Origin of the sequence: Nocardia bhagyanarayanae, from assembly GCF_006716565.1 — a bacterium.
GTDB lineage: Bacteria > Actinomycetota > Actinomycetes > Mycobacteriales > Mycobacteriaceae > Nocardia > Nocardia bhagyanarayanae.
The window spans coordinates 1,267,827-1,282,048 of record NZ_VFPG01000002.1 but is presented as its reverse complement, the minus strand read 5'-3'; the positions used below and the strand labels follow the sequence as shown (position 1 = coordinate 1,282,048).

General features: G+C 67.8%; 11 protein-coding genes. 5 read left to right on the top strand and 6 right to left on the bottom strand.

Going from position 1 to position 14,222, the window contains the following annotated elements:
* Window positions 1-25 precede the first annotated feature (25 nt).
* Both FB390_RS32510 and FB390_RS32505 read right to left on the bottom strand, forming a co-directional pair.
* Complete coding sequence (locus FB390_RS32510) at window positions 26-1,447, bottom strand: aldehyde dehydrogenase family protein (protein ID WP_141812974.1); 1,422 nt, start codon at window positions 1,445-1,447, stop codon at window positions 26-28.
* Window positions 1,444-2,571: an NDMA-dependent alcohol dehydrogenase gene (locus tag FB390_RS32505; RefSeq protein ID WP_141812973.1), complete on the bottom strand. Its 1,128-nt coding sequence runs from the start codon at window positions 2,569-2,571 to the stop codon at window positions 1,444-1,446. The genes FB390_RS32510 and FB390_RS32505 overlap by 4 nt, the downstream gene beginning before the upstream one ends.
* Window positions 2,572-2,731: 160 nt before the next feature.
* On the opposite strand from FB390_RS32505, the gene FB390_RS32500 reads away from it, so the two are divergent.
* From FB390_RS32500 to FB390_RS32485, 4 genes are all read left to right on the top strand, one after another.
* Complete coding sequence (locus FB390_RS32500; RefSeq protein ID WP_141812972.1) at window positions 2,732-4,129, top strand: MFS transporter; 1,398 nt, start codon at window positions 2,732-2,734, stop codon at window positions 4,127-4,129.
* Between the two features lie 115 nt (window positions 4,130-4,244).
* Entirely contained in the window at window positions 4,245-5,771 is a 1,527-nt protein-coding gene (locus FB390_RS32495; RefSeq protein ID WP_141812971.1) for a class I adenylate-forming enzyme family protein, read from the top strand.
* A complete protein-coding gene (locus FB390_RS32490; RefSeq protein ID WP_141812970.1) occupies window positions 5,768-7,189 on the top strand; it encodes an FAD-binding oxidoreductase in 1,422 nt (473 codons plus the stop codon). Before FB390_RS32495 ends, FB390_RS32490 begins: the two co-directional genes overlap by 4 nt.
* Entirely contained in the window at window positions 7,186-8,742 is a 1,557-nt protein-coding gene (locus FB390_RS32485) for an acetolactate synthase large subunit (protein WP_141812969.1), read from the top strand. The genes FB390_RS32490 and FB390_RS32485 overlap by 4 nt, the downstream gene beginning before the upstream one ends.
* 61 nt (window positions 8,743-8,803) lie before the next feature.
* Here FB390_RS32485 and FB390_RS32480 read toward each other — a convergent pair whose 3' ends face one another.
* The 4 genes from FB390_RS32480 to FB390_RS32465 all read right to left on the bottom strand — a co-directional run bounded on the left by FB390_RS32480 (window position 8,804) and on the right by FB390_RS32465 (window position 13,063).
* Window positions 8,804-10,138 (bottom strand): NAD(P)/FAD-dependent oxidoreductase, encoded by a 1,335-nt coding sequence (locus FB390_RS32480; RefSeq protein WP_141812968.1) that lies wholly within the window; start codon window positions 10,136-10,138, stop codon window positions 8,804-8,806.
* 101 nt (window positions 10,139-10,239) lie between these two features.
* Window positions 10,240-11,625 carry an MFS transporter gene (locus tag FB390_RS32475; RefSeq protein ID WP_246124526.1) on the bottom strand — a complete coding sequence of 462 codons (1,386 nt, stop codon included), beginning with the start codon at window positions 11,623-11,625 and terminating at the stop codon, window positions 10,240-10,242.
* A gap of 188 nt (window positions 11,626-11,813) precedes the next feature.
* Window positions 11,814-12,209 (bottom strand): RidA family protein, encoded by a 396-nt coding sequence (locus FB390_RS32470; protein ID WP_141812967.1) that lies wholly within the window; start codon window positions 12,207-12,209, stop codon window positions 11,814-11,816.
* Window positions 12,210-12,232: 23 nt separating this feature from the next.
* Window positions 12,233-13,063 carry a phytanoyl-CoA dioxygenase family protein gene (locus FB390_RS32465; RefSeq protein WP_141812966.1) on the bottom strand — a complete coding sequence of 277 codons (831 nt, stop codon included), beginning with the start codon at window positions 13,061-13,063 and terminating at the stop codon, window positions 12,233-12,235.
* 222 nt (window positions 13,064-13,285) lie between these two features.
* Here FB390_RS32465 and FB390_RS32460 point away from each other — a divergent pair, with 222 nt between their 5' ends.
* Window positions 13,286-14,191, top strand: a complete 906-nt coding sequence (locus FB390_RS32460) for an MBL fold metallo-hydrolase (RefSeq protein ID WP_141812965.1) — start codon at window positions 13,286-13,288, stop codon at window positions 14,189-14,191.
* Window positions 14,192-14,222 lie beyond the last annotated feature (31 nt).

Genomic DNA, 14,222 nt, shown 5'->3' with positions numbered 1-14,222 from the left:
TACAGTGTGATCCCCGGCACACTCCCTACCGGAGAATCGCCTTCACCTCGAGGAATTCCTCGAGGCCGAAGGCGCCGCCTTCCCTGCCTACGCCGGATTGCTTGTAGCCGCCGAACGGTGCGCCGATGTTGAACTCGCCGCCGTTCACCTCGACCTGCCCGGCCCGGATCCGCCGCGCGACGCGCAACGCCCGGCCGGGGTCGCCGGACCACACGCCGCCCGCCAGCCCGTAGTCGGAGTTGTTGGCGATCCGCACCGCGTCCTCCTCGTCTCGGTAGCCCATGATCGACAGCACCGGGCCGAAGATCTCCTCGCTCGAGATGGTCATCTCCTCGGTGACATCGGCGAACACGGTCGGGCCGACGAAATACCCGGTGGCTTCGCCGGTTTCGCGGCCGTCGAGCATCAGCGTCGCCCCCTCGACGACACCGCTGTCGATGTAGGCGCGCACGCGGGCGAGCTGGTCCGCGTTCACCAGCGGACCGAGCAGGGTGGTTTCGGCGGCCGGATCACCGACCCGGTATTCGGCCGACACCTTCGCCGCGATCTCGGCGGCTTCGGCCATCCGGTCCTGGGGCACCAGCATCCTGGTCAGGGCCGAGCAGGTCTGGCCCGAGTTCAGGAAGCATTTGCCGATGCCGTCGGTGACGGCCTGTTCGAGGTCGGCGTCGTCGAGGATGACGTTGGCGGATTTGCCACCCAATTCGAGCGCGACCTTCTTCACCGTCTCCGCGGCCACTTTCGCGACCCGCTTGCCCGCCCGGGTCGACCCGGTGAAGGTCACCATGTCGATATCGGGGTGCGCGGCGATCGCCTCGCCGACCACCGGCCCGTAGCCGCTGACAAGGTTGAGAACACCGGGGGGCAAACCGATCTCGTCGAAAATGCCGACCAGCTCGTAGGTGATCAGCGGGGCGACCTCGGTGGGCTTGAGCACCACCGTGCAGCCCGCGGCGAGCGCGGCGCCGATCTTGAGCACCACCTGGTGCAGCGGGTAGTTCCACGGCGTGATCGCCCCGACCACCCCGATCGGCTCCCGCACGATCAGCGCGTTGCCGAGCTCCTGCGCGTCGAAGGCGTAGGAGCGTGCCAGTTCGGCGAAGACGGCGAGATTGCCCGCGGGCATTTCGATCTGCACCGGCCCGGCGAAGGCCACCGGCATTCCCATGTCGCGGGACACCAGCGCGGTGAGCTCGCCGGAGCGCGCCAGCACCGCCTCGTGCGCCCGCTGCAGGTACTCGGCGCGCTCGGCGCCGCTGCGCGCGGACCAAGCCGGGAAGGCTGCTCGCGCGGCCCGCACCGCGCGGTCGACGTCCGCGGCGGTGCCGTCCGCCACCGCCGCGATGGGCGATTCGGTGGTGGGATCGATGACCTCGATCCGACCCGCCCCCGTGGAGTCGACCCAGGCGCCGTCGAGGTAGATCTTGGTGTAGTCGAGGGTGGTCATCGATCCGCCTCCGTGTATTCGATCACGCCACGCAGGTTCTTGCCGTCGAGCATGTCCTGGTAGCCCTGGTTGATGTCCTCGAGCCGGTAGGTGTTGGTGATCAACGAGTTCAGCTCGAGTTTGCCCGCCTCGTACATCGACAACAGCGACGGAATCTCCTTGCGTGGGTTGGCCCCGCCGAAGAGCGCGCCGTGCAGAGTCTGCTGGTACAGAGCCAGCAGGGCCAGGCTGAGTTTGACGTCGACTTCTTCCTGATCGCCCATGCCGACCACCACGCACCGGCCCGCCTTGCCCGTCATCAGCAGCGCGGGCTCGATGTGCTCGCCGCGGAGTTTGCCGATCGTGAGGATGACGTTCTCGGCCAGTTTGCCCCTGGTCAACTCCGTCACCGGCTCGATGGCGTCGGTCATCGACGCGAAAGTGTGGGTGGCACCGAACTTCTCCGCCTGATCGCGGTGGTAGGCGACCGGATCGATGGCGATGATGTTCTTGGCACCGGAGGCGACGGCGGCCTGTACCGCGTTGATCCCGACGCCGCCGATCCCGACCACTACGACGTTCTCGCCCGGTCGCACCTGCGCGACATTGGTAACCGAACCCCACCCCGTGGTCACCCCGCAGCCGACCAGTGCCGCCGCTTCGAGCGGAATGTGGTCGTCGATCTTGACCACCGAGTATTGATGGACGGTCACGTAGGGCGCGAAGGTGCCGAGCAGACACATGGGAACCACGTCCTTGCCACGCGCCCGGACGCGTGCCGTGCCGTCGCTGATGGACTTCCCGGTGAGCAGGTCGGCACCCAGGTCGCACAGGTTCTGGTGACCGGTCGAGCATGGTTCGCACATGCCGCACGCCGGAATGAAGGAGAGCACCACGTGGTCGCCCTCTGCGAGCCCCTTCACGCCGGGGCCGACCTTGGTGATCACTCCCGCGCCTTCGTGTCCGCCGATCACCGGATACGACTCCGCCTGCGAGTCGCCGGTGAACAGGTGATGGTCGGAGTGGCACAGCCCCGACGCGGCGAGCTCGACTTGCACCTCACCTTCGCGAGGATCACCCACCTCGATCTCCTCGACCGACCACGGTTCGTTCACGCCCCACAGAATCGCGCCCTTGGTTTTCATCTCACTTGCCTTCCGTCAACGCCGGATCGGGCCGATCGCCCGCTCGGACCTGTCGCGCTGGTGTGCCGAGAATTTACATCACACCTGTTGTGCAAAAGACAGCGTAGCTCTTAGAGTGACCTCCGTCACTAACAGCTTGCTTTATCGATAAGGCACTCTCATGACCCTGCTCGATTCCGAGGCCGGCCCCGCCTCCGAAATGAACCCGGCGGAGATACCCGCCCGCCTCGACCGCTTGCCGGTGCTGGCACCGCACATCGCGTGGATCGCCCTGCTCACCGTGAACCTCGGGCTCGGGTACTACGACAACGCCCTGTTCGCCTACGTCACACCGGCGATCGTGGAACACGCGGGCCTGACCGTTGGCGAAGTCGGCCTGGCCAGCAGCTCCTTCTTCGCCGGCATGGTGATCGGCGGCCTGTTCGGCGGACGTCTGGCCGACCGGTTCGGCAGGCGCTCGATCATGGTGTGGGGCACGGCGACGTGCTCGCTCGGCGTCATCGCCACCGGCCTCGCCCCGAACTTCGAGACCATCCTCGCCTCACGGACGGTCACCGGCATCGGCGTGCAAGCGTCGATGTCGGCACTGCTGGTCTACATCGTCGAGATGTTCCCGGCGGCAACCCGCGGCCGCTTCGTCTCGATCGTGACCTCGGCGTTCGTGATCGTCGCGCCGATCGTCGCGCTGCTCGCCCTGGTGACCGTCCCCGCCGGCGGGCCGGACACTTGGCGGCACCTGTTCATCCTCGGCGGTATCGGGTTGCTGATCGCGCCTGCGGCCCACTTCCTCATGCCGGAATCGGTGCGCTGGCACATCTCACGCGATCAGGTCGGCAAGGCCGAGCAGATAGTCGCGAAACTCGAGACCCGTGCGCTGCGGCGCGGTCCGCTCGCCGAGCCCGACCCCGTGGCCGAGGGCTCGCAGCACGTGTCGCTGCGCAGAGTCCTGGGCAACAAGCGCATCATCCGCACCATCGTCGCGCTCTCGATCGGCTACTTCGGCGCCACCCTCGGCCTGTACCTGTACCAGAATTGGGCGATGTACGTCCTGGTCGACGGCCTATCGATCGCCGAGGCCGACGCCTACCGGATCCAGCTCGTCTGGAACGTCGTCTACTTCGTCACTCCGCTGCTGGCGTGGCTGGTGATCGACCGGGTCGAACGCAAGACCTTCATCCTGGCCTCCTCGCTCATCTCGGCCGTGCCACTGGCCGGCCTCGGCTTGGCCACCGACAGCCTGCTGGTGACGTCCGCGGGTGGCGTCGCCGCCGTGGTGACCGGACTCGTGATCACCGCGTACTTCGCCTACATCCCCGAGACGATTCCCACCGAGGCTCGCGGCCTGGGCAGCGGGATCATCATCAGCGTCGGCAACATCGGCGGCGCACTGTCGGGCGTGCTCGGCGCGGCGCTTTACGGCGCGTGGGCCGGTGCGGGCGTGATGATCACCGCGGCGGTGGCCTTCGTCGCGTTCTCGATCGTCATCCTGATCTTCGGGCCGCGGACGACGAACCGGCCGCTCGAGGGCGTCACCGCCGAGGAGTTGCACGCCGCGTGATCCCGCGCCCTCATTTACATCACAACTGTTGTGTTAAATATGCATCGCTGGTTACAGTGACCTCCGGCACATCGTCTGCTGCGCCCTATCGCCTGTTTCGAAAGGCAGCCACCCCATGTCCAATCTGATCGACCCGATCATTCAGCACGCCGAGGCACACCCCGAGCGCGTCGCGATCCACACGTCGAGCGGCCCCTGGTCCTACGACGAACTGCTGGCGCGCAGTCTGCGCTACGCCGGACTGCTGGCCGCGCACGGCATCGGCGCGGGCGACCGGGTGCTACTCGCCGCACCGTCCTGCCCGGAATTCGTGGTGGCGTACATGGGAATTCAGGCCCTCGGCGCGACCGTGGTGCCCATCAACACCATGTCCACCGAGCCCGAGGCCGCCTACTATCTCACCGACGCGGGCGCGACGCTCGCGATCAGCTGGCACGAGGTCGGGCCCGCGGTCTCGCGCGCCGCCGACGGCGCGGGCATCATCCACCTGACCCTGACCACCGGCGCGGACACCGACAGCACTCCCCTGGCCTGGGTAATCGACCGCGACCCGGCCGAGACCGCGGCGATCCTGTACACCTCGGGCACCACCGGGCGGCCCAAAGGCGCCGAACTCGGTGTCGCCAATCTGCTCGCGGCGGGCCAGATCGGCTGTGCGGTCGCGGGCACCTCCGGCGAGGACCGCACCGGCACCGCCCTGCCGCTGTTCCACGTCTTCGGGCAGGCCGCGGTGATGATGGCAACCTTCACCGGTGGCGGATCGCTGTCGCTGCTCCCGAAGTTCACACCGCAGGGACTGATCGACCTGCTGCGCCGCGACAAGCTGACGGTGATGTGCGGCGTGCCGACGATGTGGAATGCCATGCTGCACGCGGCAGACGATGCCGACAGCGCCGACTTCGCGACCCTGCGCGTCGCCGTCTCCGGCGGCGCATCCCTGCCCGGCGAGGTGGCGCGCGCCTTCGAGGAGAAGTTCGGCTGCACCATCCTGGAGGGCTACGGGCTCACCGAGACCACCGCCTTCGGCGCGTTCAACGACGTCGAGCGCGGCGGCAAGATCGGCTCGGTCGGCCGGGTGGTACCGCGCCTGGACATGCAGATCCGCACCACCGACGGTGCGGTGTGCGGGCCGGGTGAGGTCGGGGAGATCTTCGTCCGCGGCGACACCGTGTTCAAGGGCTACCGCAACCGTCCCGACGCGACGGCCGCCGCGCTCACCGCCGACGGTTGGTTCCGCACCGGCGACCTCGGCGTATTCGACGCCGAGCACGACCTGCGCATCGTCGACCGGCTCAAGGACATGATCATTCGCGGCGGGTACAACGTTTATCCGAGCGAGGTCGAAGAGGTGCTCTACGCCCATCCCGATGTCGTCGAGGCCGCCGTGGTCGGTATCCCCGACGAGTACTACGGCGAAGAGGTCGCCGCCGTCGTCACACCACGGTCCGGATCCGTGCTCACCGCCGCCGATCTCGACACCTGGACGCGAGAACGGTTGTCCGCCTACAAGATTCCGCGCATCATCCAGTTCGTCGAGCAGCTGCCGAAGGGCACGACCGGGAAGATCCTCAAGCGCGATATCGACCGGGATCAGCTCCGGGCCGCAGCACCGTCACGTGACGCCAAAGCGGTGCGCCCTTGACCACCACCTCTCGCACGGGAACAACGCCCGATCAGCACGTCCTCGAGCGGTTCGCGGCTGTCGTCGGGTCGGCGCACGTGGTCACCGAGGACAGGATCGGGCCCGATTACCACCACGACGAAGCGCTCGCCGGTGCGCCGGTGGCGCCCCGCTATCTGGCCCGCCCGGCCACGGCCGAGGAGACCGCCGAACTCCTCGTCGTGGCCGCGGCCGCGCGGGTCCCGGTGACCGCACGGGGTTCGGGCACCGGTCTGTCCGGTGCCTGCCGGCCCGTCGAGGACGGCCTGGTCATCTCGTTCGAACGCATGGCCACCGTCCTCGAGGTCGACGTGGACAACCAGGTGGCCGTCGTGCAGCCCGGTGTCACGCTCGCCGAACTCGACGCGGCGGTCGCCCCATACGGGTTGATGTACACCGTGTTTCCCGGCGAACTGTCCGCCAGCGTCGGTGGCACCGTCGGGACCAATGCCGGCGGCATGCGCGCGGTGCGCTACGGCGTGACCCGCCACAATGTGCTCGGTCTGCAGGCCGCGCTGCCCTCGGGGGAACTCGTGCGGACCGGCGGCAAACTCACCAAGGTGTCCACCGGTTACGACCTGACGCAGCTGATCATGGGCTCGGAAGGCACGCTTGCCCTGGCCACCGAGATCACCGTCCGCCTGTACCCGCGGCCCGCCCACAGTGCCACCCTCATGGCCGCCTTCGCCGATCTCACCGCGGTCATGCGGGCGGTGCCCGCGGTCCTGCGCACCGGGGTGGCGCCGACCATCCTCGAATATCTCGACACCCGAACCTTGGAGGCACTGACCCGGGCCCAGGATCTCGAGCTCGGCATCGGTACCGGGATCCGCGCGGCCGCACAGGCGTATTTGGTGATCGGGCTGGACGATCGTGAACGTGCATCCCTCGACACCGGCATCGACCTGCTCGGCGAACTACTCGACGCCCTCGGCGCACTGGATATCTATGTGCTGGAAGGCTATTCGGCCCGGCTGCTGATCGAGGCCAGGGAGAAGGCGTTCTGGTCGGCCAAGGCGTCCGGCGCCGACGAGGTCCTCGATGTGGTGGTGCCGCGGGCGGCGATGCCCGAGTTCTTCGACGGCGCCACCGCGCTGGCCCACGCCGTCGACGCGCAGCTGATCGGCTGCGGCCACGCTGGTGACGGCAATGTGCACCTGGCCGTGTACTGCCGCGAGGAGACCACCCGCGACGCGCTGCTGCACCGCATCTTCGCCCTCGCCACCGGCCTGGGCGGGGCGATCTCCGGTGAACACGGTCTCGGGCGGATCAAGACCGCCCACTTCACTGCCTTGGCGGACCCGGTCGCGCTCGCCCTGATGCGGGGAATCAAGCAGGTGTTCGACCCGGCCGGAATCCTCAACCCCGGCGTCATACTCGGTGGAAAGGCGGTCCCATGACCAACGGTGCGCAAGCGCTGATCAGCACACTCGTCGACGCCGGTGTCGAGGTGTGCTTCGGCAATCCCGGGACCTCGGAGATGCATTTCGTCGCCGCACTGGACTCGGTGCCGCGGATTCGCGGGGTGCTGTGCCTGTTCGAAGGGGTGGTCACCGGCGCGGCCGACGGTTACGCCCGGATCGCGGGTAAACCGGCCGTCACCCTGCTCCACCTCGGCCCCGGTCTGGCCAACGGTCTGGCGAATCTGCACAATGCCCGGCGCGCGCACGTGCCGATCGTCAATGTGGTCGGCGAGCACGCCGATAGCCACAAGCAATTCGACGCGCCACTGGATTCCGATATCGAGGCGCTCACCGGCTGGAGTCACAGCTGGACACGCCGCGGCAGCTCCCCCGACCGGATCGGGCGCGACGCCGCCGAGACCGTCGCCGCGGCACAGGCCACTCCGCCGCGCATCGCGACCTTGGTGCTGCCCGCGGACGTCTCCTGGGGTGAGGGCCGTGGCCCCGCCGCGCCGGTCGAACCGGTCCCGGCGGCCGCTCCGGACCCGGCGACCGTCGCCGAGATCGCCAAGATCCTGCGCAGCGGCGAGCGGGCGGTGCTGCTGATCGGCGGGGCCGCCACCACCGAGCGCGGTCTCGTCGCGGCCGACCGAATCGCCGCCGCCACCGGCGCGCGACCGCTGGTGGAGACCCATCCCGCGCGGCTCACCCGCGGCGCGGGTGTACCGGCCATCGACCGGCTCGGCTATCTGGCCGAACAGGCCACCGGCCAGCTCGACGGCGCCGAGCATGTCATCGTGGCGGGTACCCGGCCGCCGGTGTCGTTCTTCGCCTACCCGGGCAAGCCGAGCGATCTGGTACCGGCGGGCGCGCAGGTCCACCGGCTCGCCGAGCCGGAAGCCGATATCGTCGCCGCGCTGGAGGCCCTCGCCGCGGAGGTGGCGGCCGATGTCGCGCCAAGGGGCGCCGTCGCGTCGCTGCCCGAGTTGCCTTCCGGCCCACTGGATGTGCGTAATTGGGTCCAGGTCATCGGCGCGTTGCTGCCGGAGAACGCGATCGTCTCCGACGAGTCGAACACCTCGGGTGTCTTCCTGGGGGCGGCCACGGCGGGTTCGCCGCGGCACGACGTGCTGTCCCTCACCGGTGGCGCCATCGGCCAGGGCCTGCCAGTAGCGGTGGGTGCGGCTGTGGCGGCTCCCGAGCGACCGGTGATCGCCCTGCAGAGCGATGGCAGCGCCGTCTACACCATCTCCGCGCTGTGGACGATGGCGCGCGAGAACCTGAACATCACCACGGTGCTCATCAACAATCGCGCCTACGCGATCCTGCGGATGGAACTCGGCCGGGTGGGCGCCACCGAGGTCGGCCCGAAGGCAGGCGACCTGCTCGACCTGTCGCGCCCAGACATGGATTTCGCCGCGATCGCCCGCGGTTTCGGCGTTCCCGCAACGGTCGCCACCACCTGCGAAGAACTCTCCGAGCAGTTCCGCGCGGCGCTGGCCGAACCGGGCCCGCACCTCATCGACGCCCGGATTCCCTCGCTCTTCTGATCCCGCACACAGAACTGCCCTGCACCGAAAATCGGTGCAGGGCAGTTTCTTTGCGCCTGACTCAGCGAGCTGCGCGACGATCGCCGATCCGGTCGGCCAGCCAGGCCGCACGCAACACGGGGTTGTGCAGGTACAGCGAGCGGGCGAAGCGAGATTCGGTGCGCCAGAACGGGATCAGGTCGTGGTGGATCTCGTCGGTGACCAGGTGGTCGGCGAGCAGGGCACCGAGATAGGGCGCCTGCCCGAGGCCGTGACCGTTGCAGCCGATGGTGTAGTAGACGTTCTTCGACACCTGTCCGGCCACCGGCAGGCGCGAGGTCGTCATGGCGATCCAGCCACCCCACGTCTTGGTGATCGCCACATCGGCAAGCGACGGGAATCGCGCGCGGAAGGCGGCGGTGAGGTCGGCCACGACCACCGGATCCGAGGTGCGATCGGTGAGCGGGTGCTTGCCGACCTGGAGCCGTCGGACACCGACGGCGATCGTGTTGGCGGGCGTCACGTGATAGCTCTCCATCACATGGTGTTTGGTCGCCAGACCCGAGCGGCTCGTCCAGCCGGTCGCCGCGATTCGTTCGGCATCGACCGGTGCCGTCTCGATCATGCTCACCCAGACCGGTTTCGCCAGATGTTTCGGGGTGATCCCGATTTCGGGCGCAAAGGCGTTGTTGGCCAGCACTACTCGCTTGGCACGCACCCGACCCAGTGGCGTGCTCACCTGCGCGCCCGCACCGATGTCGGTCACCGACTGCACGGGCGACTGCTCGAAGACCCGCACCCCCGACCGCAGCAGCGCCGCGCGGACGCCGAGGGTGAACATGCCGGGGTTCATCGTCCCGCCGACGGTGGTGAGGACGCCTCCCAGGAAGGTGTCGGGCAGGCCGAGTTCGCGGTGGTCGCCGACCCGTTCCGAGGCGCCGGCCGCGATGAGCGCCCGCGCGTCGCGCCGCGCCTTGCGCAGCTGCCGCGCAGTGGCGGCCACGCCGACATTGCCGACCGGCTCGTATTCGCAGTCGATGCCGAGCTGTTTGATCATGTCCTCGGCGAATTGCACCGAGCCCTCGGCGAACCGGACCAGATCGCGCAGCAGTCGCGGATTCACCTTGGCCAGGATCTGCGGTTCCCCGGTCGGCTTTCCGGACAGCTGACCGGCGTTGCGCGAGCTGGCGCCGTAGCCGCAGAAGTCCGATTCGAGCAGCACGACATCCACGCCCTGCTCGGCCAGCCTCAGCGCGATCGCCATGCCGCCCAGCCCGCCGCCGACCACGGCGACATCACAACTGATGTTGGTGTCGAGCGGTGCGGCCAGGTCGGCAGGCCGATCGATCCAGCCGGTGAAGGTCGTGTAGGCGGTACCGGCGTCCTTGGCCGGTTGCGGACCGCTGGTTCCGGTCATGATGTGACTCCCGTCGTTGGAGAGGAAAAGGGAAGACGAGGTTCGGCGGAGAGCGGGCGCACAGAACCGCACGACCGTTCTCCGCCGAGTGCGCGGAAGTGTCAGTTCTCGACGGCGACGCCTTCGAGCGAGCGCTGCGTGGTGCGTGGCCCGAACAGCAGGACCACGGCGGAGAACACGATGTAGCAGGCCGCGGCGGCGATCATCACGCCGCCGATGTTCCACCGGCCGAACAGCGCCGCGCCGAGCACCCCGGAGACGGCGCCGCCCATGCGGCCTATACCGATGACGATGCCGGTACCGATGCCACGTCCCTGCGGCGGCATCGCCTCGGGGATGTAGGCGAAATAGACGTTGATCACCAGGCCGGTCATGATGGCCGCGGCACCACCGGCAGCGGTGACCACCAAACTCTGGGTGGACACGCCGAGCAGTACCAGCGGAATCGCACTGGCGATCGCTCCACCGAAGATCAGGGTCTTGCGCTCGACCCGGTCCATCAGCGCCAGCGCGACGAGCGGGGTGACGCAGTAGACCACGTTCCAGACGAGCTGGATCTCGTAGGCCTTGCCCTCGTCGTACTGCAGACCCTCGATCAGCGAGTACAGCGCCCAGTTTCCGAACAGGTAATAGCCGAGTGTCGAGCCGAAGTAGCCGATACCCACGATCGCGAGCACGCGGACGACCTGCGGGTTGGCGAATACCTCACGCAGGGACTTCTTCTCGAGCGGAGCTTCGGGGACCACCGCGGGTTCGGCCAGCGGACCGCGGCGCAGCGCGATCGTCTCCAGCTTGCTCACCAGCGCCTCGGCTTTGTCGAACTGGCCACGCGAGATCTGCCAGCGCACCGATTCCGGCAGGACGATGCGCGCGAGCGGCGCGATCACCAGGCCGATGCTGCCGATGACGAACAGGTGCCGCCAGGTGTCGGGACCGCCGTTGGGGATCGCGACCATCGCCAGGAAGGCGACCAACGGCGCGACGGCCACGAAGCCCGTGGTGAGCACCGAGGCGAACCGGCCGCGGGTCTTGCTCGGGAACATCTCGGCGACGTAGACGAGCAGTACCGAGGTGGCCGCCTGCACGCCGACCCCGGTAACGAAGCGCGCGAACATCATCGCCTCGAAGCCGGTGGCGAACGCGGTCGCCAACGCACCGGCCGAGTAGACGACGGTGGCCCAGATCAGTACCTGTCGTCGGCCGAACCGGTCCGAGAGCCTGCCGCCGGCCAGCGCGCCGACAACCATGCCGATGAAGAACGCGCTGCCGACGGTGCCGAGCTGGGGCAGGCTGAGGCCGGTGTTCTCCGCGATCGACGGCAGTACGTAGGCGAACAGGGCGTTGTCGTAGTACTCGAGCGCCAAATTTATTGCCAGGATCGAGATCCAGACGATATGCGGCGAAATCACCGGCAGCCGATCGAGTCTGGCGGCCAAGCGCGCACCGTCGACGTGCGCAGCCGTGTCCATGGTGTTCAAGGGATTCATGGTTTTCCATCCCGCGGCGGGACCGGTAGACTCGGGTGAAGTAGCGTGGGGACGTCTACTGGGCCGGGCTGACGGCAACGACCGCTGAGCTGATAAAGATCAAGTGCGAGAGCAGATTTCGGGAGTGGGCGCCCGTTCTGTGATCAGGTGCGGTCCCGGCGCGTGTGCCACGCCGGGACCGCCTCGAGTCAGTTGCCTACGGCGGCAACGACTCTGATCTCCACGAGCAGGCCATCGCGGGCCAGCTGGGAGACGCCGACACCGGTCCATGCCGGGTAGTTCTCGGGCAGGTATTCGTCTTTCACCTTGACGAATTCCTCGATATCAGTGCGCATATCGGTGTGGAACGTCATCAGCTCGACGATGTCGCTCATGCTCGCGCCCGCGGCCGCGAGGACGGTGCGCACGCCCTCGAAAGCGATTCGCGCCTGGGCGTCCATGCCCTCGGCCGGTGCTCCGGTGGACTTGTCGATCCCCACCTGACCCGAGACCCAGATCAGATTCCCGGCCCGGACGGCCTGCGAGAAGTGGAGTCTGTCGTAGGTCGCCTCGGTGCCGGGCGGGTTGATCAGTTGTCGCTGCATGTGCTGGTTCTCCTACGGGGCGACTAGACGAGCTGACGGAAGACGGGCGAACGGAAGGGGTCTCCCGCGTTCAGCTTCGCCATCTCCTCGGCGAACAGCGGCCCGTTGCGGGCATAGCGCGGGTTCGATTCCGGCAGCGGCCGGAAGGTCGCGTCGTCGCCGAAGAACCGCAGGACCAGGGTGTGGCGGTCGGGGAAGTCCTCGTCCACGCCGGCGCCGCCGTGCAGGCAGTGCGGATGCAGGGCGACGATGTCGCCGGGTTCGACCTCCCAGGAAAGCACGTCGTAGGCGTTGGGGTCGGCCGCGAGCTCCTTGTCGATGGCGGGTAGCCGAGGCCAGGTGCCGTCGTCGAACACCGGATCGGTGGGATCGTCGGGGTTGCGGAAGCTGGCGCCGTCGTACTGGATGCCCAGATGCGAACCGCGAACGATTTCGAGCGAGTTCTTCTTGGGCACCTTCTGGAAGGAGATCCAGGCATTGCCCCAGTGCCTGCCCGCCCACGGCAGCACCGAGGTGTCCTGGTGCCAGGGGCCGCGGCCGCTCTTGCCGCCCTCCTTGACGAACACCTCCTCCGCGAAGTACCAAACGTGCTCGGAGCCCCACAGTTCGGCGAACAGCTCGCCGAACGGCATCGCCGCGACCATTTCGTCCAGCCGGTCCTTGGCCAGCGGGTTCGAGTTGTCGATGTGGGTCTGCAGACTGGTCCCGTCCAGGGCGCGGAAGACGTACGGTCCCGGGTTCTCGACATCCCATTTGAACGCGTCGTAGCCCTGCGCCAATTGGGATTCGCTCAGGCAGTCCTTGATGAGGACCGCGCCGTCCTTCCGGAACGCTTCCTTGACTGACTCGTCCATGTGTGACCTTCCTGCGAATCGGGGTGACTCACGTCACGGTAGCGCGAGCAACCCCGTTCACACAACAGTTGTTATGTAAATATTTCCGCCCGGCTCGACAAGGCTGTCGACCCTGCGCATGGCCAGCGACAGCCAGACTGGCGGCTCTTTACACAACGATCGTTGTGTAAATTGCGAGTGGTCGATAGCCTGGCCGGATTGGGTCATGCGCAAGGAGAAACGATGTACGAATCGATCAGAGCATCGGTCACACCCCAGTCCTTCGGCGGCGTCACCGTGCTGGTCGCCGACAACGGTGGCGTCCTGCCCTACGGCAACTCCGTGGTGGTGCGCGGTAGCGAGCAGACGCTCGTCATCGACCCCTCCCTGGCGCTCGAGCCCGGCACTGTCGCAGCGGATCTGGTCTTCCTGAGTCACGGCCACGAGGACCATATCGCCGGGCTGCGGCATTTCGACGTGCCCGCCTACGCCCACCACCTCGATGTGGGCGCGGTGTCCTCGCTCGACGCGCTGGTCGCGCAATACGGGCTGCCTTCGGCCGCGCGGGACGAGGTCACCCAAGGCCTGCGCGACGAGTTCGGCATTCCACTGCGGCGCGACGGGGTTGTCGGCGTCGCCGACGGCCACGTGTTCGAGCTGGGCGATGTCACCGCCACCGTCGTCCACCTGCCGGGTCACACCCCTGGCCACTGTGGCGTGCTGGTCGAGCCGGAGGGCTTCCTCTACGTCGGCGATATAGACCTCACCTCGTTCGGCCCGATGTACGGCGACGTGCACAGCAGTGCCGAGGACTTCCTCGCCTCCATCGATCGGGTAGCGGCCACCGAGGCCCACTGGTACGGCACCTTCCACCAGAAGGGCGTGATCGAGGGCACCGAGGCGTTCCGCGAACGCCTCGGCGCGTACCGCGCCAAACTGTTCGAGCGCGAGCGCAGGTTGCTCGACTTCCTCGACGAACCACGCTCGATGGAGGCCATCGTCGCCCACCGGCTGGTGTATCGGCCACACGTGTCCGCGCCCTATATCGATCCCATCGAACGGCGGGTGGCCCAACAGCATCTGGAACGGCTCGTCAAGGCCGGTGATGTCGCCGCGTCACCGGACGGCACGTTCGTGCGCACCGTGTGATCTGCCCGTGAAACGGTGAATCCCCGGGAAT

Bases quoted from the DNA above. Each gene is read 5' to 3' on its own strand.
- FB390_RS32510 (WP_141812974.1), bottom strand. From the start codon at position 1,447: ATGACCACCCTCGACTACACCAAGATCTACCTCGACGGCGCCTGGGTC.
- FB390_RS32505 (WP_141812973.1), bottom strand. From the start codon at position 2,571: ATGAAAACCAAGGGCGCGATTCTGTGGGGCGTGAACGAACCGTGGTCG.
- FB390_RS32500 (WP_141812972.1), top strand. From the start codon at position 2,732: ATGACCCTGCTCGATTCCGAGGCCGGCCCCGCCTCCGAAATGAACCCG.
- FB390_RS32495 (WP_141812971.1), top strand. From the start codon at position 4,245: ATGTCCAATCTGATCGACCCGATCATTCAGCACGCCGAGGCACACCCC.
- FB390_RS32485 (WP_141812969.1), top strand. From the start codon at position 7,186: ATGACCAACGGTGCGCAAGCGCTGATCAGCACACTCGTCGACGCCGGT.
- FB390_RS32480 (WP_141812968.1), bottom strand. From the start codon at position 10,138: ATGACCGGAACCAGCGGTCCGCAACCGGCCAAGGACGCCGGTACCGCC.
- FB390_RS32475 (WP_246124526.1), bottom strand. From the start codon at position 11,625: ATGAATCCCTTGAACACCATGGACACGGCTGCGCACGTCGACGGTGCG.
- FB390_RS32470 (WP_141812967.1), bottom strand. From the start codon at position 12,209: ATGCAGCGACAACTGATCAACCCGCCCGGCACCGAGGCGACCTACGAC.
- FB390_RS32465 (WP_141812966.1), bottom strand. From the start codon at position 13,063: ATGGACGAGTCAGTCAAGGAAGCGTTCCGGAAGGACGGCGCGGTCCTC.
- FB390_RS32460 (WP_141812965.1), top strand. From the start codon at position 13,286: ATGTACGAATCGATCAGAGCATCGGTCACACCCCAGTCCTTCGGCGGC.